The organism is Salipiger abyssi (assembly GCF_017311415.1).
Taxonomy (GTDB): Bacteria; Pseudomonadota; Alphaproteobacteria; order Rhodobacterales; family Rhodobacteraceae; genus Salipiger; species Salipiger abyssi_A.
In genome coordinates this window covers 270,034-290,466 of sequence record NZ_JAEKIS010000006.1, presented here as the reverse complement: position 1 = coordinate 290,466, position 20,433 = coordinate 270,034, and the positions used below count along the sequence as shown (strand labels likewise).

The 20,433-nt window shown below is 66.0% G+C and carries 14 protein-coding genes and 1 tRNA gene; 1 reads left to right on the top strand and 14 read right to left on the bottom strand.

Features of this window, described 5'->3' with window-relative positions:
• Window positions 1-89: 89 nt before the first annotated feature.
• From cas1 to I6N89_RS11080, 3 genes are all read right to left on the bottom strand, one after another.
• Window positions 90-1,844, bottom strand: a complete 1,755-nt coding sequence (cas1, locus tag I6N89_RS11090; protein WP_207018501.1) for a CRISPR-associated endonuclease Cas1 — start codon at window positions 1,842-1,844, stop codon at window positions 90-92.
• Between the two features lie 475 nt (window positions 1,845-2,319).
• Complete coding sequence (locus tag I6N89_RS11085; protein WP_207018500.1) at window positions 2,320-3,216, bottom strand: CRISPR system precrRNA processing endoribonuclease RAMP protein Cas6; 897 nt, start codon at window positions 3,214-3,216, stop codon at window positions 2,320-2,322.
• Window positions 3,217-3,593: 377 nt separating this feature from the next.
• A tRNA-Phe gene (locus I6N89_RS11080) sits at window positions 3,594-3,668 on the bottom strand.
• A gap of 149 nt (window positions 3,669-3,817) precedes the next feature.
• Between I6N89_RS11080 and mnmH the strand changes: the two genes are divergently transcribed.
• Window positions 3,818-4,876 (top strand): tRNA 2-selenouridine(34) synthase MnmH, encoded by a 1,059-nt coding sequence (gene mnmH / locus I6N89_RS11075; RefSeq protein WP_207018499.1) that lies wholly within the window; start codon window positions 3,818-3,820, stop codon window positions 4,874-4,876.
• On the opposite strand, the gene selD is transcribed toward mnmH, so the two are convergent.
• The 11 genes from selD to urtA form a co-directional block, all read right to left on the bottom strand.
• On the bottom strand, window positions 4,858-7,020 hold the full coding sequence (selD, locus tag I6N89_RS11070) for a selenide, water dikinase SelD (protein ID WP_207018498.1): 2,163 nt from the start codon (window positions 7,018-7,020) through the stop codon (window positions 4,858-4,860). The genes mnmH and selD overlap by 19 nt on opposite strands.
• A gap of 223 nt (window positions 7,021-7,243) precedes the next feature.
• Window positions 7,244-8,272 carry an ABC transporter ATP-binding protein gene (locus I6N89_RS11065; RefSeq protein ID WP_076695940.1) on the bottom strand — a complete coding sequence of 343 codons (1,029 nt, stop codon included), beginning with the start codon at window positions 8,270-8,272 and terminating at the stop codon, window positions 7,244-7,246.
• 7 nt (window positions 8,273-8,279) lie between these two features.
• On the bottom strand, window positions 8,280-9,515 hold the full coding sequence (locus tag I6N89_RS11060) for an MGH1-like glycoside hydrolase domain-containing protein (protein ID WP_207018497.1): 1,236 nt from the start codon (window positions 9,513-9,515) through the stop codon (window positions 8,280-8,282).
• A gap of 94 nt (window positions 9,516-9,609) precedes the next feature.
• Entirely contained in the window at window positions 9,610-10,815 is a 1,206-nt protein-coding gene (locus tag I6N89_RS11055) for a carbohydrate ABC transporter permease (RefSeq protein WP_207018496.1), read from the bottom strand.
• 85 nt (window positions 10,816-10,900) lie between these two features.
• Window positions 10,901-12,142, bottom strand: a complete 1,242-nt coding sequence (locus tag I6N89_RS11050) for a carbohydrate ABC transporter permease (protein ID WP_207018495.1) — start codon at window positions 12,140-12,142, stop codon at window positions 10,901-10,903.
• A 61-nt stretch (window positions 12,143-12,203) separates the two neighbouring features.
• Window positions 12,204-13,553: an ABC transporter substrate-binding protein gene (locus tag I6N89_RS11045; protein ID WP_207018494.1), complete on the bottom strand. Its 1,350-nt coding sequence runs from the start codon at window positions 13,551-13,553 to the stop codon at window positions 12,204-12,206.
• 285 nt (window positions 13,554-13,838) lie between these two features.
• Window positions 13,839-14,534 carry an urea ABC transporter ATP-binding subunit UrtE gene (gene urtE / locus I6N89_RS11040; protein WP_207018493.1) on the bottom strand — a complete coding sequence of 232 codons (696 nt, stop codon included), beginning with the start codon at window positions 14,532-14,534 and terminating at the stop codon, window positions 13,839-13,841.
• A gap of 73 nt (window positions 14,535-14,607) precedes the next feature.
• Window positions 14,608-15,348, bottom strand: coding sequence for an urea ABC transporter ATP-binding protein UrtD (gene urtD / locus I6N89_RS11035; RefSeq protein ID WP_207018492.1), 741 nt, complete (start codon window positions 15,346-15,348; stop codon window positions 14,608-14,610).
• Entirely contained in the window at window positions 15,348-16,589 is a 1,242-nt protein-coding gene (gene urtC, locus I6N89_RS11030; RefSeq protein ID WP_207018491.1) for an urea ABC transporter permease subunit UrtC, read from the bottom strand. Before urtC ends, urtD begins: the two co-directional genes overlap by 1 nt.
• Window positions 16,590-16,782: 193 nt before the next feature.
• The gene (urtB, locus tag I6N89_RS11025) at window positions 16,783-18,741 is read right to left on the bottom strand and encodes an urea ABC transporter permease subunit UrtB (RefSeq protein WP_207018490.1); all 1,959 of its coding nucleotides are present in this window, start codon (window positions 18,739-18,741) and stop codon (window positions 16,783-16,785) included.
• Window positions 18,742-18,824: 83 nt separating this feature from the next.
• Entirely contained in the window at window positions 18,825-20,114 is a 1,290-nt protein-coding gene (urtA, locus tag I6N89_RS11020) for an urea ABC transporter substrate-binding protein (protein WP_207018489.1), read from the bottom strand.
• Window positions 20,115-20,433 lie beyond the last annotated feature (319 nt).

Below are 20,433 nucleotides of genomic sequence, written 5' to 3'. Positions count from 1 at the left end.
ACCCAGAACCTCGCCCAGCATGGCTCCTCCGAATAAGACACGTGCATAACGACGTCGTTATGCACGTGTCTTACCTCGGAACCCCAGCCTCAGGCAGGCGGCCCCAATCGGTCGGTTACGGCGCGCAGGCGGTTGCGGCTGAACAATCCGACGGCCAGCCCCTCGCCGAGCGCCGCGCGGAACCCCTCTTGCAGATCCCAGACGCAGGCGTCGTGCCGGTCCGCAGGGCTGTGCAACACGCCGAAACCGGGGTGCAGCCCGGCTGCCAGAACCGCAGAGCGCATATCGCGCTCCAGCATCGCGGACAGATAGTTGATTGCCGCATTCAAAGGCGTGCTCGCCGGGCGGCTGCGGCGAAAGGGTTGCGGCTCGCCTTCGCAAAGCGCCCCGAGGGCGGGCCAGTAGACCGCCGCCGCGCGGCCCTCATGCCCGCGCAGGGCGGCGACATCTTCGGCCTGGGGCAGCTTGCGAAGGATACGGCCGATCTCCTTGCTGGCCCGCACCACATCGTCGCGGCGCGGCGTGCGGTTCAGAACGTGGAGCCGTGCCCGCTGGTTGCGTAGCCGGGCATCGACGATGCGCCGCGCCAGGTCCGTTGCGAGCGCGGGGTCGAGGCAGACGCGCGCCTGCGCCAGATGCAGAGATGCGCGGGCTGCCACCGGGGGCGAAAGCTGACCCAGCGTCTCGCCGTCGCCGCGCACCAGCGCCAGCTCGGTGCCCGTGGCCAGCACATGTCGCATCAGTTCGGCGTCGAGCTCGATTGCCGGGCCGATCTCGATCCGGTCGACACGGGCGTGGGGCAGGCGCAACAGCTCGGCATCGTTCTTGCCGCGGACGGAAAAGCTGCGCCCGGTCACCGCGAGCCGCCGCCCAGGCTCCATCATGTAGAGGATGCGCGCCCCGCTATCGTGACCGGCCGCCTCGGCAGCGGCCTCTTCCGCGTCTTCCTCTGCCAGCTCGCGCAGGATCGCGGCGGTTTCCGGATCAGCGTCCTCATCCGGCTCGGGCAGGGTGAGCGAGCGGACGAAAAGCTTGCCGAGAAATGCAAATCCGCGGTCGAATGTCACCACGCGGCTGCCCTCTTCGTTAAGGTCGAGCCCATGCTGGGCCAGCCAGAGCTTTGCCCGGGAAAGGCCCGCGCGGGCCGCGGTTTCGGATGTGGCGAGCAGCAGAAAATCGTCTGCAAAGCGGACGATGCGAATATCGGGCGTATCGAAACGCTCGTCGAGCCCATCGAGAAACAGGTTGAACAGGAGAGGTGAAAGCGGCGATCCCTGTGGGAGCCCGCGCCCCGGGGTGCCCCTGTCCTGTGCCGCGTGTTCGAACCAGTGCGCGATCAGATCGGTGATCTGCGGCTCCCCGATCAGCCTGTCCAGCGCATCGAGGATCGGGGCATGGGGTACATGTTCGAAAGCACGGTCGATGTCGGCTTCGACAACCCACACATGCCCTGCGCGGCGCAGCGCGCCGATGCGATCGACCGCCATCTGGACTGAGCGTCCCGGTCGATAGCCGTAGCTGTCCGGGTGGAATTCCGGTTCCAGCAGCGGGCCGAGCGCCTGCGCGCAGGCCGTCTGCACGATGCGGTCGCTGATGCTTGGAATGGCCAGCGGGCGCTGGCTGCCGTCCGGTTTCGGGACGAGGTGATGGCGAAGCCGGCGAGGCCGATAGTGGCCGTTGCGCAGTTTGCCGGAGAGAACGCGCAGGCTGTCGGTGGCGATTTGGGCGAACTGGTCGATGGTCTGGCCGTCGCCGCCCGAACAGCCCGCGTTGCGACGCACCCGATCCCATGCCAAGCTGAGCGCGCCGAATGACGTCATCCGGTGGAAAATAGTGGGCGACATGAGCGATTCCTGCTTGGATAAACTCTATCTATCTAGCAAATATATGTATTCTGGGATTTCTGTTAAGAAATTTCGTTTTGGGGGATCGGAAGCGGCAAGATTGCCTTTATCGCTTGGATTGACAAATCAAAACCAAAGTATCTATAGATATTTGCGGAAGCTCAGTGCTGGCGACATGACCGCGTGGAAGCGGATTGAGACTCATTGTCGCTTTCGGCGCGGCGCACCCTGTGCTGGCGACATGACCGCGTGGAAGCGGATTGAGACTCTTGCACGGACATAGGCTTCTGCTCTCCTCCGTGCTGGCGACATGACCGCGTGGAAGCGGATTGAGACCTCGGCGGCAAGTTGGCAAACCTCTTTGGCAAGTGCTGGCGACATGACCGCGTGGAAGCGGATTGAGACTTCGTCGTAATTGTCGTATTTATCAAAACCATGTGCTGGCGACATGACCGCGTGGAAGGGGAGGATATGCTCAGGTGGAATCCTCCGTGCCGACCAATACCCTGCCTGCACCCATGGCCGTGTCCGCGCCGATATGGGCGAACGCTGACAGGCCCAAGAGGCCGCGCAGATCCGCTGAGGCCCAGGGTAGGGCGACGGTCCCGTCGAACCCCTGCCGGCCCTTCTTTTTGCCGAAGGAACGCCTTGACAGCTTGCCCTCGATAGCAGCGTCGCGTGACAGGGCGCGCGCCTCGGCCTTCAAGGACGTGCTGTCGAGGTCGAGCACCCGCTGGTGCCATTGCGCCAGGCCCGATATCCGGTTCCCGACCCCGGTCAGCGTCGAGACGAGAAATTCGGCGAGCATCTCCGCCTCGTCCTGCGGTATCGGCCGGGGAGAACCTTGTGCTCGGGCGTCTGATTTGCGCAAGATCGGTGTCAGAGTGCGCAGCACGATCGGGCCGTTTTGCGCCGTCACGGATGGCGGGGCGAGTTTGCGTCGCCCAGCATGCGTGACCCGAAACGACAGCTGTTGCCCTTGCATCCTGATCCCGCGTCGCGCCGCCGAGATCAGCCCGGCCATGAACTCGGGCGCCCATGCGTTGGAATGACCGAATAGCCGGATCGCGACCGAGAGATCTCCGTCGAGGTTGTCGGATAGCAACACGAAGGGCTTGGGTATCTCGAGCCCCGCGGTCATGTGGCCTTGGTTGTTGTGAAAGAGGTCGAAGGCGCAGGGAGGGTCGAATGGACACGGCTTGCCGGTCAGCGCTTCGTCCGAGGCAGATTGCGCGAGGACATGGCCCAAAGCGCCACGAAGACGGTTCAGCACAGCGAGATCATTTGCCAAACGACCATGACCCTCGCAGACTATCCTGCATTCCTCGACGTTCCAGCCGTCGATGAGTGCCGCGAGGGATGTCGTTTGCATTGATATCTCAGCGCACTGGGAGAACGGCCACGGTGCCGTCGGGCTTGATGGGAAACGTAGAGCCCGAGTGAACGAGCTGCAAGATATCGATAGCAGGAGGCCGCTTGCGCACCTCTCGTTGCATGACTTGCATACGGCGGCTGAACCGCGGTTTGGAGTGGCCGCAGTATATTAAGAGCAGCTTCTTCATTTTTGTGGTTTGTATGCTAGGCATCTCGACGAACCGCTATGGTACGTGGCCGGTGCCAGTTGCACGTAAGTGCACATCGTGCCGTCATCATTCGACTGCCAGAGGCAAGAAGGTGGACAAGAGGGTGGATGCGAAATATGTGTATTCCCCTAAGTCTCTAAGAAATATTGAAACTTAAGAGGTTTCGTGGTGCCCGGGGGCGGAATCGAACCACCGACACGAGGATTTTCAATCCACTGCTCTACCCCTGAGCTACCCGGGCACGGGAGAAGGGCAGCGCCCTTCGGGTGCAGGGGGGATAGCCGAGCGCCGCGCCGGTGTCCAGAGGGTTTTCGACGAAAAAACCGCATCATGCCGAGCTTTGCGCGATCCGGCTTTTCTCCGTCACGAGGGCAGGGTAGATCTGACCCCATGGCGCGCTCCTTTCCTTCCCTTTCGGCTCTGCTCGACCACGGGTTCGACACCGTAATCGACGTGCGGAGCCCGGCGGAATTCGCCGAGGATCATGTGCCCGGCGCCATCAACCTGCCGGTGCTCGACAATGAGGAACGCGCCCGCGTGGGCACGATTTACAAGCAGGAGAGCCCGTTTCTCGCCCGCAAGCTCGGCGCCGCGCTGGTGTTCCGCAATGCCGCCGCCCATATCGAGGGGCCGCTGGCGCATCACGAGGGCGGCTGGCGACCGCTGGTCTATTGCTGGCGCGGCGGGCAGCGCTCGGGCTCCTTCGCCTGGATGCTGCAACAGATCGGCTGGCGTGCCGAGGCGGTGGAGGGCGGCTATCGCACATACAGACGGCTGGTGACGGGGGCGCTCTACGACAGCCCTTTGCCGTATCGGCTGATCCAGCTCGGCGGCTATACCGGCACCGCCAAGACCGCGCTGCTGCCGCGTCTGGCGGCGCGCGGGGTGCAGGTGGTCGATCTGGAGGGGCTGGCGCGGCATCGCGGCTCGTTGCTGGGCGAGATGCCGGGCGGGCAGCCGAGCCAGAAGGGCTTCGAGACCGGGCTGGCGCAGGCGCTGAGCGCGCTCGATCCGGCGCGCCCGGTGCTGGTGGAGGCGGAGAGCAGCAAGATCGGGCAGATCCTGCTGCCGCCCTCGCTCTGGGAGGCGATGAAACAGGCGCCCTGGATCGAGGTCACGGCACCTCTGGACGCGCGGGCGGGATATCTCGATGCCGCTTATGACGACATCCTCTCGGACGGGGTGCGACTGAAGCAGATGCTCGACCCGCTGCGCTTTCATCGCGGGCACGCGCTGGTGGATCGCTGGGGCGCGCTGATCGACGCGGGCGAGCGGCTGGCGCTGTGCCGCTCGCTGGCCGAGGATCACTACGACCCGGCCTATGAAAAATCCATGACGGTCTTCGCGCCGCGCGTGCTGGACCGGTTCGAGACGCCGGCGCTGGATGAGGCGGCGCTCGATACGCTGGCCGACCGCATCGCCGAGCGGCTTCAGACGATCGAGATGTGACCGGGCCAGTCGCCGGAGATCCTGCCGATCACCGCCGCCCCGAAGCCGAGCGCGCGCAGCTCGGCCACGCGCGCGGCGCCGTCCGGGATCGCGGCGAGCAACCCGCCGGCGGTTTGCGGATCGAAGAGCAGATCGGCGCGGGGGCTTTCGGCGCTCAGCCCCGGAACGGCGGCGCGGTTCTTTGGATAGAGGGTGGAGCGGATGCCCTTTTCGGCCAGCTCTTCGGCGCCGGGCAGCAGCGGGATCGCGTCGAGGACAAGCTCGGCGCTTTTGCCCGAGGCCAGGCAGATCCCGTGCAGATGCCCGGCGAGGCCGAACCCGGTGACATCGGTCATCGCATGCGCGCCGCTCAGCAGCGCCGCCGCGTCGCCCTGCGGTCGGGTCATGCTGGTCAGCGCCTCTGCCACCCAGTCGCCGCTGGCCTCTCCGGCCATCTCGGCGGCCATGATCACGCCGGAACCCAGCGGTTTGGTCAGCACCAGATCGTCGCCCTCCTGCGCGCCCGCGAGGGTGATCGGCGCCGCCTCGCAAAGCCCGGTGATGGTGAAGCCGATGGTCAGCTCGTCGCCCATGGAGGAATGCCCGCCGACGATCTCGGCGCCGGCGCCGCGGAAGATTGCAGAGCTTGCGGTGAGGATTTCGGTCAGCGTCCGTTCGGCCAGCGCCTCGGACATGCGGGGCAGGGTGAGGCTGGCGGTGGCGGCCTGCGGCGCCGCGCCCATCGCCCAGATATCGCCAAGCGCATGCACGGCGGCGATGCTGGCCATGACCACCGGGTCTGCGGTGAAGGCGCGCAGATGGTCGGTGGTCAGCACCTGACGGGTGCCGCCGGTATGCAGCAGCGCCGCATCGTCGCCGGGCAGGACGGTGACATCGCTGCGTTGCGGTGCGGGCAGGTGCGACAGCGCCGCCGAGAGCGCATCGCGCCCGACCTTGGCGCCGCAGCCGCCGCACATGGGCTTGTCGCCGAGCGCCTCGGCGCTGCCGGCGGCGCGGGGCACCGGCAGGGGCGGCTGGGGCATCTGCGGCAGGGCCTGGAATTTCGCCATGAACCTGCGGTCGATACGATCCTTCCAGCGCCACATGAGCGGCCCGGAAAGCGCCAGCCCAAAGCGGTCGCCGAGGGCGGATTTTTCGCCCAGCGAGATCAGCTTGAGATAATCCTTTTGCGGGCGATAGCGGCGGGGAGAGCCCTCGCCCGAGAGCCGTTTGCGCAGGTTGTCGAAGAGGATCGGCGCCTCGCGCACCGCATAGACCCCGGCCTTGGGGCGCGGGCTCTGCGTGAGATGGGCGCAATCGCCGGCGGCGAAGACATCCGGGTCGGCGCTTTGCAGCGTGGGCGAGACGGCGATGAAGCCGTCTTGCAGCGCCAGCCCGGTCTCACGCAGCCAGCCATAGGGGCGGGCGCCGGCGGCGCCGGTGACAAAATCCGCAGCGATCCGGTGCCCGTTGTCCAGCGTGAGGCCGGTTGCGGTGACCTCGGCGATACTGGCGTGCTCGTGCAGGGTGACGCCCTGTGCGGTGAGCGCGCCGCGCAGCCTGGCCGCCGCCTGTGGGCGCAGGGCGGAGAGGGCGGTGTTCCGGTCGATAAGATGGACCTCGGCGGCGCGGCCGCGCGTTCTCAGGGAAAACGCCATGGCGGCGGCGAGCTCGGCGCCCGCCACGCCGCCGCCGATCACCGCGACCGAGGCCGGGCCGCTGCGCGCGCGAAAGGTCGCCCAAGCGCTGGCGAAGGCGCCGAGCGGTTTGGCGGGGATGGCGTGGTCGGCAAAACCCGGAAGATCGGGCATCGCCGAGGTGATGCCGATATCCACCGAAGCCACGTCGAAGCCGATGGGCGGGCGTCCGGCGACATGGATCTGCCGGGCGGCGAGGTCGATGCCCTCGGCGGCGCCGAGGACCACCCGCGCGCCGGCGAAACGGGCGAGCCTGACGAGGTCGATATCCAGCGCCTCTCGGCTGTAATGCCCGGCGACAAAGCCCGGCAGCATGCCGGAATAGGGCGCGGTCGGGCCGGGGTTGATCACCGTGACGCGGGCGCCGGGTAGCGGATCCATACCCCACATGCGCAGCACCAGCGCATGGGTATGCCCGCCGCCGATCAGCACCAGATCTCGGGTCAGGGGCAGGCTGGGGGGCTTCATGGGCGGCACTCCTTGAACGCTATGCCGCCTCTAGCATGTGTGGGTATGGCTGCCCATGCGCCATGATGTGCGGGGATTGATCTTTCAAATGGAACGGGTGCCGCCGCGCCAAACCCGGAGGCCCCGGATCAAGTCCGGGGCGGGAGGGGGGCGGATCCGTAGGGTGGGCAATTCTGCCCGCCGCACCCGCGACACATCACGGGGTCCGCTGCGTCAAACCACTTCACCCGCGGATCGCCAGCCCCGCCGCGTCGAACACATGCGTCTGCCCGGGTTCGAAACCGAGCCCGCAGGTCTCGCCCGGCGCCAGCCCGGCATCGCCATGGCTGCGCACGGTGATCTTGCCCGCGCCCTCGCAATCCACGATCACATAGGTGTCGGCGCCGAGATATTCGACCACATCCACAATGCCGTCGATCTGCCCCGAGCCCGGTGCCCCCAGCACGATATGCTCGGGCCGGATGCCAAAATGTTCGGCCTCCGCAGGCAACGGCGTCTCCAGCCGCAGCCCGGCGGTGGCGGCGGGAAAGACGTTCATCTTGGGCGAGCCGATGAATTGCGCGACGAAGAGGTTGCCGGGCCGCTCGTAAAGTTCGCGCGGGGTGCCCACCTGGCTTACCTTGCCCGCCTCCAGCACCACGATGCGGTCGGCCAGCGTCATCGCCTCCACCTGGTCGTGGGTCACATAGATCATCGTCGATTGCAGCGACTGGTGCAGCTTGGCGATCTCATAGCGCATCTCCACCCGGAGCGCCGCGTCGAGATTGGAGAGCGGCTCGTCAAAGAGAAACGCCGTCGGATCGCGCACGATGGAGCGCCCGATGGCAACCCGCTGACGCTGCCCGCCAGACAGATCCTTCGGCCGCCGGTCGAGCAGCGCCTCGAGCTTCAGCACCCGCGCCGCCTCGTCGACCTTGGCGGCCATCTCGTCCCTGGGTACTCCCGCCGCCTTCAGCGAGAACCCCATATTCTCGCGCACCGACATATGCGGGTAGAGCGCGTAGCTCTGGAACACCATCGCCAGCCCGCGCCGCGCCGGCGGCTCCGAGGTCGCATCCTTGCCGCCGATCAGGATCTGCCCGCGCGAGGTCTCCTCCAGCCCGGCGATCATCCGCAGAAGGGTGGATTTCCCGCAGCCCGAGGGGCCGACGAAGATGACGAACTCGCCTTCCTCGATATCCAGATCGACGCCCTTGATGACCTGCGCGTCGCCATACCATTTCTCGACGGCTTTCAGCTCGATGCTTGCCATGTCTGTCTTACCTCCCCGCCCAGGCCAGCCACACCGCGGCGGTCCAGGTGAAATTATCGCCGCCGCAGGGGGCGGCATCCATCGGATCGAAATATTCGCGGAAGCCCGAGGCCTCGATCAGCGCCGCGCTTTCCTCGCGCAGCCGCGCCTCGTCCCAGTCCTTGCCGGCGCTGAGAAACCCCAGCGCAATCAGCGCATTCATCTGCGGCCAGACCGGCCCGCGCCAGTAGCGCTTGCGCTCGAAGCTCGCCGCCTCCGGATCCGAGGAGGGCAGCCCATAGGTCACCGCGTCCCACATGCGGGCGAGATGCGCCTCCATCTCGTGCCTCTCGCAGCGCGCCAGCCAGCAGAGCAGGGCGCCCGAGCCGATCACACCCGCCCATTGCCCACTGCGCAGATCCTTTGCGTCATAGGCGCCGAGCGCCGGGTTCCAGAGCGTCTGCATGCCCTCGCGGAGCTGCGCCGCCCAGGCCTCGATCTCCGCCACATCCTCGCCGAGCGCGCGGCCGATCGCGGCCAGATCGTCATGGGCGCGGATGAGAATGAAGGTGATGCCGGGATCGGCCATGAGGAAGGGGCAGTCGGCCACGATCCGCGCCTGATCCCAGCCGCACTCCCTGCCGAACCGCACCAGCGCCAGATAGCGGTCGTATTCCTGTTTGGTGGGACGCTGCTCGCCATCCACCTGCGCCGCGTCGCGGCGCGCGTACTCGCCCGCGCCGGAGCCATCCACATTGGCCAGCCCGACATCCCAGTCCGGGCAATTGTCGCGGCCCGATTCCCACGGGTGGCACACCGCCACCGCGCCCGAGCCGCAGCGGGTCTCCATCCACCAGCGGTGCCAGGCCTTCAGCTTGGGATAGAGCGCCCGCATCGGCGCTTCCCCGGCCTCCGGATCGCCCTCCCAGATCATCCGCGCCAGCGTCGCGGCGACCGGCGGCTGCGAGATCCCCGAGGTCGGCACCTCGCCGCCCGCGCCCCAGACCTCCGGCCCCGGAAAGTATCCCGGCGCGTCGTCGTGGAACACCATATGCGGCACCATTCCGTCCTTCCATTGCGCCGCAAAGAGCGTCTCCAGCTCGCGCCACGCCCGCGCATTGTCGAAGGTGGAAAACCCCCAGGCGGCAAAGGCGCTGTCCCAGTTCCACTGGAACGGATAGAGCATGTCGGTCGGCACCGTATAGCCGCCCCGGTCGTTGCCGCGCAGCACCGCGCGGGCCTTTTCGTCGAGACTATCGCTCACGGCGCGCTCCTCCCGGCGCCGTGCGGCTGCCCGGCGCGTTCGACATTTGAAATACGCCCCCGGCGTCTTTCATTTTGCGATGCAAAACCATGTCTCACCCCTTGACGCTCCCCGCCGTCAGCCCCTTGGTCATGAAGCGCTCCAGCCCCAGGAACAGCACCATGATCGGCACCGTGGCGATGACGGCGCCGGCCATGAGATGCTGGCGCGGCACCTCGGAGGAGTTGAGCGAGGCGATCCCCCGCGTCAGGGTGAATTTCGACGGATCGTCAAGCAGCATGAAGGCCAGCAGGAACTCGTTCCAGGCGATCATGAAGACGTAGAGCGAGACCGAGGCCAGCGCCGGCAGCGACAGCGGCAGGGTGATCTTCCAGATCACCTTGAGGCGGCTCAGACCGTCCATCAGCCCGGCCTCCTCGATCTCTGCCGGCAGCCCGCGGAAATAGCCCTGAAGCATGTAGAGCGCCACCGGGATCGTCGTCACCGGGTAGATGATCACGATGCCGAAGATGGTGTTGCGCAGCCCCGTCATCGAAAAGGCGATATAGATCGGCAGCGCCAGCACGATCATCGGCACCATGTAGATGAGCAGGATCGAGCGCGAAAACAGCGCCTGTCCGCGAAAGCGCAGCCGCGCCACGGCATAGGCGCCGGGAATGGCGAAGGCCAGCGTGATCAGCACGGTCAGCACCGAGACATAGAAGCTGGTCCAGAGATAGGAGCCGAAGCCGTACTCGGTCATCAGCTCGCCATAGCTGCGCAGGAGCCCCCAGCCCTGAGTGAGGTCGATGGAGAAATCCAGCGGGTTTGCCATCAGCTCCGCCTGGTTCTTCAGGCTGGTCATCACCATCACATAGAAGGGGATGAGCACGATGGCGGTGAAGAAGATATAGCCAAAACCCGTCAGGAACCGGATCACCGCCTCCTCGAACTCGTGCCGGGTGAGCGCGCCGATCCGGCATTCCTCGAGGATCTTGCGCGCCCCCAGAGCGGTGAAGAGCGCCAAGGCGCCATGGCCCACCGCCAGCGCCACGAGGCTGGTGCCGTCTCCGGAAGCCATCGGGCCGATGCCCACGATCCCCAGTGCTGCAACCGCCAGCGCCGCGCCCCAGAGCGCCACGACCCCGAAGAGCGCCGCAAACCCGATGCCCGCCCCCCAGATCAGCGACAGGATCGGCGAGGGCCGGAACGGCGCGCCGGTGGCAAAGCTCATCGCCACCGCCACGGTCACCGCGATGACGAAACACCACAGCGCCCCCAGCACCGGCGCCGTCACATAGCCGTGTCTCAGGGTCTTCATGCCGCCCTCCGCATCGTCTTCTCTTTCCAAATACGCAAAAATCCGACCGCGTGGCCGGGCGTTCCGCAGGGTGTAACGCGCGCCCTCACAGCCCTTCCTCCCGGCTCATGACCTTGAAGAAGAACAGCGAGAAGAGCAGCAGGCAGGCAAAGATCACCACCGCCACCGCGGCCCCCGCACCGATATTCGACAGCGCAAAGGCCTGCTCGTAGACATTGACCGTCAGAACCCGCGTGCCGGCATTGCCGCCCGTCAGCAGGAAGATGTCGTCGAACTTGTTGAAGGTCCAGATAAAGCGCAGCAGGAACAGCACCGACAGGATCCCCAGAAGCTGCGGCAGCGACAGATACCAGAATTTCTGGAAGGGCGAGGCGCCGTCCATATCGGCGGCCTCGTACATGTCGTGGTCGATGCTCTGCATGCGGGCGAGGATGAACAGGAACGACAGCGGGAAATAGCGCCAGATCTCGAACAGCGTCACCATGATCAGCGCCAGCGGCCGCTCGCCGAAGAAATTGATCGCGCCCTCGCTCACGCCCATCTGGATCAGCAGCGCATTGGCCGAGCCCGAGAACGGATCGAAAAGCAGGATCCAGGCAAAGGCCACGGCGATCACCGGGGCCACATAGGGAAAGAGATAGAGCCCGCGCAGGATGCCCTGTCCCTTGAAGCTCTTGTTGAGCAGCATGGCGGCGAAAAGCCCCATGATCAGCGCGCCCAGCGTGCCAAAGATTGTGTAGAACAGCGTCACCCCCAGCACCGCCCAGAATTCCGAGCCGTCAAAGACCTGCGCGAAATTCTCCAGCGTGAACTCGAAGCTCGTCAGCACGTTCTGCGCCTGACCGGTCAGAGCCGGGTCGCTCGCCGTGGCGCCGGGACCGGCGAAATAGGCCTCCGTCGCGGTCACTGGAATGCGGATCTGCTCGCGCGCGCCGCCCTCCCAGTCGCCGAAATCGCACGAAAGCCGCCCCTCCGCGATGGCGCAGCGCGGGTCCAGCTCGCCGGCCTCCAGCCCCTCGGGCCAGGCATCGCTCAGCGCCACGCCCAGAATGGGCTGGTCCTGCGAGGAGTTGCGCAGCCGGTAGCGCAGCGTGGCGGCGTCGCCCGGCGCCTCCAGATCGCCTCGGATATCCTCGCGCACGATGGGGGTGGGCGGGCGCAGATTGGCGAGCCCCACCGGTTTGAAACTGATCCAGAACACCGCCATCAGCGGCAGGATCACCACCAGCGACACCGCTGCCAGCGTCGGAAACAGCAGGCCCCAGGCCAGCCGCGCCTCGCGTTTGGCCAGCGGGCCGGTGCCGGTGGGGGGCACAGCGTCGGTCATGAGATACTCCCGTCCCGGGCTTGCCCCGGGACCTCCGCGCGGAAGCCCCGGGGCAGGGCGATCAGTCGATCGCGCCCAGCTCCTCGTTCAGCTCCGCCACGGCGGCGGAGGCGTCGATCTGCCCGTCGATGAACTCGCGCACCACGCGGTTCACGACCTGGGAATTGATCATCTTGGAGGCCAGCGCGAGCTGCCCGTCCGCGACGCCCCAGCGCTGCGCCACGTCGAGCCCGGCGACGATCTCGTCGATCATCTCCTGCGGATAGAGCTCACCCAGCGGCGCCTTGCGGTCGACGCCCACCGGCAGCTCGGACCAGGCGCTGACAAAGGCTTCGGGGTCGTCTTCGGTGCCGCGCCGGATCGGGAACTTGCCCTCGGGCGCGATGGCCAGCGTGTCGACATAGCCCTGGTCCATCGAGTATTTCACGAAGTCGATGGCCGCGTCGGTGGAGGCATCGCCGGTGATGCCGAACATGTTGACCGAAGCCCAGGCGGCGCCATCGGGGTTCGACGGCCCCGAGAAATTGGTCACGATGCCGGTTTTCGAGGCGAGCTCCGGCGAGGTCGGATCGTCATTGATCGTGGGCGGCGCGCTGTCGCGCAGGCCCGCCAGCTCGTCGAGGATGAAGGGCGACCAGATGATCATCGCGGCGTTGCCCGAGAAATAGAGCGTGCGCGACTGGTCCCAGTAGAGATCGCCCGGAGGCGAGGCCTCGGCGATGGTCTTGTAGAATTCCAGCACCTCGGTGGTCTTGGCCTCATCCAGCGGCGCAAACCCGTCCGGCCCCACCGGCGAGACGCCATTGGCGAGGAAGACATGTTCCAGAACCTGGGACATGAAGGCCTCGTCCACCTTGGTCGCGGCGACGAACCCGTACATCTCCGGCGGGTTGTGCAGCGCGTCGAGCGCCGCCTCGACATTGGCATAGGAGGTCGGCGGCTCGAGCCCGGCCTCCTCGAAGAGATCGGCGCGGTAGACGATCATCTGCGTCCAGCCATCGGCGGGCACCGAGGCATAGCCGCCATCGAAGGAGGCCATGTTCAGCGCGCCCGGCGCGAACGTGTCGGCGCCCAGATCCTCGATCACATCGGAGGCGGCGTCGGGGTCGAGAATGCCGGCCTCGGCCCAGGGCAGGGCATAGGAGAGCGGATGATAGATCACGTCGGGCAGGTCGCCCGCCGCATAAGCGGCGGTGGCGCGGGTGCCGAGATCGCTTTCGGTGACGGGGATCACCTCGACCTCATGGCCGGAGGCCTCGGAAAAGGCGGCGGCCATCGCCTCCTGCCGGGCCAGCCGTTCGGGCTGCTCCTCGGTGGTCCAGAAGCGGATGGTCTCCGCCCCTGCGGCCCCGGCGCTCAGCGCCAGCGCCATGGCGGCGCTGGCCATCAGCGGCGTGCGAATCGTTTTCATGAGGTCCTCCTGTCACTGGATGTCGGAAACACGGAAATCGCCCCGCGCCCGAGGTCGGGGCGGGACGGAAAAAGCCTTGGAGAGAGGGAGCGCCGAGCGTCGCGAACGCTTTCGTCAACCGGCCCCGCGCCTTGCGGCGCGGGATTTACGGTGCGGTCGCGGATCTCTGCCTTTGGCAGCATGCAAACAAATCTCCCGAGCGGGAGAATTGGCGCTCAAAGCGTTTTGAGCAAGCGGAAAATCCGCCGCAGTGCAGAAATTTCGCGGGCATTTCCGGGGGCTTGGTCAGATAGAAACCTTGGCCAGCAGTGCCTCGCGGTCGATCTCGCCTGCCTTGCCGGCCAGCGACACCGCGCCGCGCTGCACGGCGACGAAACTGTCGGCGAGCCCCCACATGAAATCGAAATACTGCTCCACCAGCACAATCGCCATGCCGCCCTCGTCGCGCAGCTGCGAGATCACCCGCCCGATCTGCTGGATGATATTGGGCTGGATACCCTCGGTCGGCTCGTCGAGCAGCAGCACGCGGGGTTTGGTGATCAGCGCCCTTGCGATGGCAAGCTGCTGCTGTTGCCCGCCGGAGAGATCGCCGCCGCGCCGGTGCAGGAAATCCTTGAGGATCGGGAAGAGATCGAAAATATGCTCGGGCATCTTGTGCTCGGATTTCGGCAGGCAGGCGAAACCGGTTTCGAGGTTCTCCTGCACGGTCATCAGCGGAAACACCTCGCGCCCCTGCGGCACATAGGCGATGCCGGCGCGGCCCGCCTGAAAGGCGTTGAGATGGTTCAGCGGCGTGCCGTCGAGCGTGATGGTGCCGCCGGAATAGGGGTGGCGCCCGGCGATGGCCTTCAGCAGCGAGGTCTTGCCGACACCGTTGGTGCCGGTCACGGCGGTGACCTTGCCGGGCTCGGCAGAGAGCGAGATGCCGTGTAGGATCTGGCTCTGGCCGTAATGCAGGGTGAGGTTGTCGACGCTCAGCATGGCATGCCTCCGGATGCAAATTCCTTCGAAGGAATTTGCAAATCTTTTCGAAAAGATTTGGCGCGCCCCACGATCAGCGCCCCAGATAGACTTCGATGACCTGCGGGTCCGAGGTCACATGATCGAGCGAGCCCTCGGCCAGCACCGAGCCCTCGCAGAGCACCGTCACCCGGCAGTCGAGCCGGCGGATGAACTCCATATCGTGCTCGACCACGACAACCGCATGTTTCCGTGCCGCGCGTTTCAGCAGGTCGGTGGTGTGCTCGCGCTCCGCGGGGGTCATGCCGGCGGCGGGCTCGTCGACCAGCAAGAGGCGCGGATCCTGCGCCAGCAGCATGCCGATCTCGAGCCACTGTTTCTGCCCGTGGCTCAGTTCGCCGGCCACGCGCGGCAGCTGCTCGGTGAGGCCGATGGTCTCGGCCAGCTCCCCGATCCGCTCCGCGCCGCGCGTCGTCTTGCGATAGAGCAGCACGTCGAAGGGCCCGCGCTTGTTCTTCAGCGCCATGGCGAGGTTTTCCCGCACCGTCTGCGCCTCGAACACCGTGGGTTTCTGGAACTTGCGCCCGACGCCGGCCATGGCGATCTGGCTCTCGCTCATCTTCAGCAGCGAGATGGATTTCTCGCCATAGATCACCTTGCCCTCGTCGGGCCGGGTCTTGCCGGTGATGATGTCCATGAAGGTGGTCTTGCCGGCGCCGTTCGGGCCGATGATGGCGCGCAGTTCCGGCTCGCCGATCTGAAAGCTCAGATTGTTGATCGCCTTGAACCCGTCGAAGCTCACCGAGACGCCGGACATTTCCAGAAGCGTGGCCATTACCGTTCCTCCTCGCCTTCGACCGTGCGCCGCGCGCCCTTGTCGGGGCCGAAATCGCCGACCCGCTCGGGCACCGCGTGGCGCGCGGTGATCAGGTCGAAGAGCCCGCCGATGCCCTTGGGCGCCAGCAGCGTGACCGCGACAAAGCTCACCCCCAGCAGCACCAGCCACCAGTCGGTCCACTGGATCGTGTAGAAGCCCAGCGGGATAGACGGCACGCCGCCGCCGGTGAACCAGCTCGACAGCAGCGACACGAAGGCCGCGCCGAGCGCCGCGCCGTAAAGCCGCCCACGCCCGCCGATGGCAACCCAGACCGCGAGATAGATCGAGGCGATGGGCGCGATCTCGTTGGGGTTGATGATGCCCGCCTGCGGGTAATAAAGCGCCCCCGCGATGCCCGCGACAATGCCGGTCAGGGTGAAGACGAAGAGCTTGTAGCTCTCCACATGGTAGCCGAGAAACCGCACCCGGCTCTCATTGTCGCGGATGCCCCGGATCACCGAGCCCATCTTGCCCGACACCACCCAGGCAAAGAGCACATAGCCCAGCCCCAGCGCCACCGCCGAGGCCCAGAAGAAGGCGATGGAGACTTGCGATTGCGGCACCGCGTCGAGCCCGGGCAGGTTTTGCAGCCCGGAAAGCCCGTTATTGCCGCGCAGCCCGCTGTCGTTCTGGAAGAGATAGAGCGACAGCGCCAGGGTCATCGCCTGGGTCAGGATCGACAGGTAGACGCCGGTGACGCGCGAGCGGAAGGCGAGCCAGCCGAAGACCAGCGCCAGCACACCCGGCACCAGCACCACCAGCGCGAGCTGCGCCCAGAAGCTGGAGGCGAAGGCCCAGATCAGCGGGAAATCCGAGCTGCCCACCACGCCGAAGATCTGCGTGCCGATGGCGTCGTGGATCTCCTCCGGGGTCGGGGGGATGGCGGCGGCGCGGAGGCTTTCGGCGACGATGATCTCGGTCCGGGCATACATCAGCCACATGCCGATCATGTAGCCGCCGAGCCCGAAAAACGCCATGTGGCCGAGGCTGAGGATGCCGGTATAGCCCCAGACCACATCCATGGCGATCGCGACCAGCATCAGGCAGAGCGTCTTGCCCAGCGTCTTGACGAAGCTGGTGGAGATCATGCCGTTGCCCGTCGCTTCCGACAGCACGGTGACGATCAGCACGAAGACGGCGAGTGCCAGCAGGAACCAGAAGATCGAGCGATTCTGCGTAAGAAAGGTCTGTCGGGTCATGACGGCAGCTGTCCTTCTGCAAGGGCGGGGGCGCTGCCCCCTCCGCGAGCCGGGGCTCGCGTCCCCCCGGGATATTTGGAGCCAATGGAAGACAGGGGCTGTGCTCTGGATTTCCATTGGCCGGAAATATCCCCGCCGGAGGCAGGCCGGAGGGCGGGGCCGGGCGTGAGGATGGAGAAAAGGGCGCTCATGCTCAGTCTCCTGCTGCGCGGCCCTTTAGGGCGACGATGCCCTTGGGGCGGACCTGGATGAAGAGGATGATGAAGAGGATCATATAGGTCTGCGCCGCCAGCGTGTTGGACGGGTTGAGGAACTCGATTCCCTTCTGGAGGATGCCGATCAGCCCGGCGCCCGCGAGCGTGCCCCAGACATTGCCGACGCCGCCCACGACCACGGTCATGAAGCTCTGCACGATGTAATCGGCGCCCATCTCGGAGGTGACCTTGGCGTAAAGCCCGATAGCGACGCCCGCGATGCCGGCGATGCCGGAGCCGAGGCCGAAGGTCAGCATGTTGATCTTGTCGGGGTTGATGCCCATCGAAGCCGCCATGCCGGGGTTCTGCGTCACCGCGCGGACCTCCAGTCCGAGCCGGGTCTTGTTCAGCACGAAGAGGATCAGCCCGAGGAAGATCAGCGCCAGCACGAAGATCGCGATACGAATATTGGCGATGCTCACCACGTCGTTCAGCACCCAGGCGCCATCCAGCCAGGAGGGCGAGGTCAGCGGGCGCGCCTGCGTGCCGAAGATGTTCTTGGCGAGCTGTTGCAGCGCGATGGAGATGCCGAAGGTGGCGAGCAGCGTCTCGAGCGGGCGGTGATAGAGCCAGCGGATCACCAGCCGCTCCATAGCCACGCCGGCGCCGAAGGTAACGGCAAAGGCCAGCGGCAGGGCGACGATGATGCTCACCGTGTAATCGGGGATGATCTGCTGCACCACATAGCCGGTATAAGCGCCCATCATGATGAACTCGCCATGCGCCATGTTGATCACCCCCATCACGCCGAAGGTGATGGCCAGCCCGATGGCGGCGAGGAAATAGATCGAGGCCAGCGACAGCGCATCGAGCCCGAGATCCAGCGCCTGGTTCATCGCGACGCGGGTCTCGACCTCGTCCAGCGCTTCGCGGGCGGCATCGGTGATCGCGGCGTCGGGCTCTTCGTATTCCTCGTAGAACACATGCGCGGCGAGGGCGGCGTTGCGGTCCTCTTCGGTGACCAGCGGCGGCACGGTGCCGGCCCCGGCCAGCGCCGCATAGGCGCGGGCGCGGCCGTCTTCGGTGTTGAGCGCGCCGATGGGCACGCCGCCGACACGGCCGTCGGCGATGTTCGCGGTGAGCGCCGCCTTGATCTGGTCGCGGCTCTGGATGGCGGGGGCGAGATCCGCCGCGACGAGCTGGGCATAGGCCTCGGCCTCGGTGAGATCCTCACCCGGCGTGAGTGTGCGGGCGATATTGGCGCCCTCGGGCAGGGCGGCGGCAACGGCGGTGTCGGAGGAGAGGATCTGGTTCAGCACCGCGCGCACATCGACCGAAAGCGCGCCGGAAAGCGCCTCGATGGCGGCGATGCGCTCTTCGGGCGTGTCGCCGTAGCGGGCGGCGAGCATGCCGGCGAGGCGTTCCTTGCGGGCGCGCAGATCGTCATCGGTCTCGCCCTCGATGGAGGCGCGCAGCGGTTCGAGCTGATCGGCCTCGGGGCTGCGGGAGATCGCGTCGAGCGCGTCGCGGCGCCGGGCGATATCGGGATCGGAGAGCTGGAACTGCACCAGCGCGGTGGCGATGACCCGGCGGACGCCGCCATTGGGGCGGATCTCGGTCATCTCGGCGCTTGGCGCGGTGCCCGCGTCGGCGCCGGTGGAGATGTCGGTAAGCGAATAAGTGTCGCCGTTCTCCTTGGCATAGTAGAACAGCCCGTCGCTTTCGCGCTGATAGACGCTGCGGTCGGCCCAGCGTTCGAGAAACTGCGGCACCGCGGGCAGGCCGGAGGCGACAAGCGCGTCGATCACCGTGCCGACGCTGCGCCGTCCGGGGCTCGCGACCTCGTCCGCGTGGGTCTGGAGGATCGACTGGAGATCCTGTGTCTGCGCCTCTACCCGGGCGCCGGGGAGGCAGAGACAGAGAACAAGCGCGAAGGCGAGAAAGAACGCACGCAGCATGGAGAGCCTTTGCGGAGGAGAGGGACGATCGTTGGGACGGCGGGCACGAAAGGGAGCTGCGCGCCCGCCGCTTTGGTGTCAGATCAGTAGTTCGACTTGATCTGCACGCAGGTCGAGGTCTCGGTGTTGTACATACCGCATTCGAGATCTTTCCAGTCGGACTTCAGCACCGCGGATTCCGGCAGGAAGTCGGTCCAGGCATCGCCCGGCACCGGATCGGTCTGGCTGATGATGTCGAACTGACCATCGGCGCGGATCTCGCCGATCAGCACCGGCTTGGCGAGGTGGTGGTTCACGCCCATCACGGCGGTGCCGCCGGTCAGGTTCGGGAATTCCTGGCCCCACATCGCTTCGCGCACCGCGTCGACATCGGTGGTGCCGGCCTCGGTCGCTGCGTTCACCCACATGTTGAAGCCGATGTAATGCGCTTCCATCGGGTCGTTGGTGACGCGGGCGTCATCGCCGATAAAGGCATGCCACTGCTCGATGAATTCGGCATTGGCCGGCGTGTCGGCGGACATGAAGTAGTTCCACGCGGCGAGATGGCCCTCCAGGTTCGAGGTGTCGAGGCCGGAAAGTTCCTCTTCGCCCACCGAGAAGGCCACGACGGGAATGTCGTCGGCGGAGATGCCGGCGGCGGCGAGTTCCTTGTAGAAACCGATATTGGCGTCGCCGTTGATGGTCGAGACCACGCCCACCTGCTTGCCGTCCTCACCCAGCGCCACGACATCGGCGACGATGGTCGCCCAGTCGGAATGGCCGAACGGGGTGTAGTTGACGAAGATGTCCTCTTCGGGAATGCCCTTGTCCTTGAGGTAGGATTCCAGAATGTTGTTGGTTGTGCGCGGATAGACATAGTCCGTGCCGAGCAGCGCGAATTTCTCGACGCCCAGCTCTTCCAGGTAGTAATCCACCGCCGGAATCGCCTGCTGGTTCGGCGCGGCACCGGTGTAGAACACGTTTTTCGAGCTTTCCTCGCCCTCGTACTGCACCGGGTAGAAGAGCAGGCCGTTCAGCTCTTCGATCACCGGCAGCACCGATTTCCGCGACACGGATGTCCAGTTGCCGAAGATCACGTCGACATCGTGCACGGTCAGCAGCTCGCGCGCCTTTTCGGCGAAGAGCGGCCAGTCGGACGCCGGGTCGACCACCACAGCCTCGAGCTCGCAGCCCAGCAGGCCGCCTTTCTCGTTCTGCGCCTCGACGAGCATCAGCATCGTGTCTTTCAGTGTGGTCTCCGAGATTGCCATCGTGCCCGAAAGCGAGTGCAGGACGCCCACCTTGATCGGGCAGGACACGTCCTGTGCCGAGGCCGTGCCGGCCGCGAACAGGGCGGCGGCGGCCACACCCGACAATTTCAGCGATTTAATCATAAGAACTCATCCCTTTTGCGCGGCGCGATCCTCCCGTCGCCGCCCGCCGTCACCGGTCGGGCGGGGCAGAAAATGACTGCTCGCCGCTTCGTTTTTGTTTCGCGCCGACGGAGCAGGCTTTTGTGCCGTCGCGTCGGAGCATCCCCGTTGTTATGCCCTCTCTGGAGCACTCCAGATGCTTAGCGGAGCGCCGAACTGCCTCCACGTCAATTTCCGAAAGGTGTCTCTCAGTCGGAGGTTTTGCTTGCTTTGTGGGCGAATATTGCGCGTTGTGCTTAAAATGTGTTCGATTGCTTGCATAATTTTCATGATAAGTACG

What these genes read in the sequence shown, in the direction of transcription:
- cas1 (WP_207018501.1), bottom strand. Translation starts at nt 1,844, where the DNA reads ATGTCGCCCACTATTTTCCACCGGATGACGTCATTCGGCGCGCTCAGC.
- I6N89_RS11085 (WP_207018500.1), bottom strand. Translation starts at nt 3,216, where the DNA reads ATGCAAACGACATCCCTCGCGGCACTCATCGACGGCTGGAACGTCGAG.
- mnmH (WP_207018499.1), top strand. Translation starts at nt 3,818, where the DNA reads ATGGCGCGCTCCTTTCCTTCCCTTTCGGCTCTGCTCGACCACGGGTTC.
- selD (WP_207018498.1), bottom strand. Translation starts at nt 7,020, where the DNA reads ATGAAGCCCCCCAGCCTGCCCCTGACCCGAGATCTGGTGCTGATCGGC.
- I6N89_RS11065 (WP_076695940.1), bottom strand. Translation starts at nt 8,272, where the DNA reads ATGGCAAGCATCGAGCTGAAAGCCGTCGAGAAATGGTATGGCGACGCG.
- I6N89_RS11055 (WP_207018496.1), bottom strand. Translation starts at nt 10,815, where the DNA reads ATGAAGACCCTGAGACACGGCTATGTGACGGCGCCGGTGCTGGGGGCG.
- I6N89_RS11050 (WP_207018495.1), bottom strand. Translation starts at nt 12,142, where the DNA reads ATGACCGACGCTGTGCCCCCCACCGGCACCGGCCCGCTGGCCAAACGC.
- I6N89_RS11045 (WP_207018494.1), bottom strand. Translation starts at nt 13,553, where the DNA reads ATGAAAACGATTCGCACGCCGCTGATGGCCAGCGCCGCCATGGCGCTG.
- urtE (WP_207018493.1), bottom strand. Translation starts at nt 14,534, where the DNA reads ATGCTGAGCGTCGACAACCTCACCCTGCATTACGGCCAGAGCCAGATC.
- urtD (WP_207018492.1), bottom strand. Translation starts at nt 15,348, where the DNA reads ATGGCCACGCTTCTGGAAATGTCCGGCGTCTCGGTGAGCTTCGACGGG.
- urtC (WP_207018491.1), bottom strand. Translation starts at nt 16,589, where the DNA reads ATGACCCGACAGACCTTTCTTACGCAGAATCGCTCGATCTTCTGGTTC.
- urtB (WP_207018490.1), bottom strand. Translation starts at nt 18,741, where the DNA reads ATGCTGCGTGCGTTCTTTCTCGCCTTCGCGCTTGTTCTCTGTCTCTGC.
- urtA (WP_207018489.1), bottom strand. Translation starts at nt 20,114, where the DNA reads ATGATTAAATCGCTGAAATTGTCGGGTGTGGCCGCCGCCGCCCTGTTC.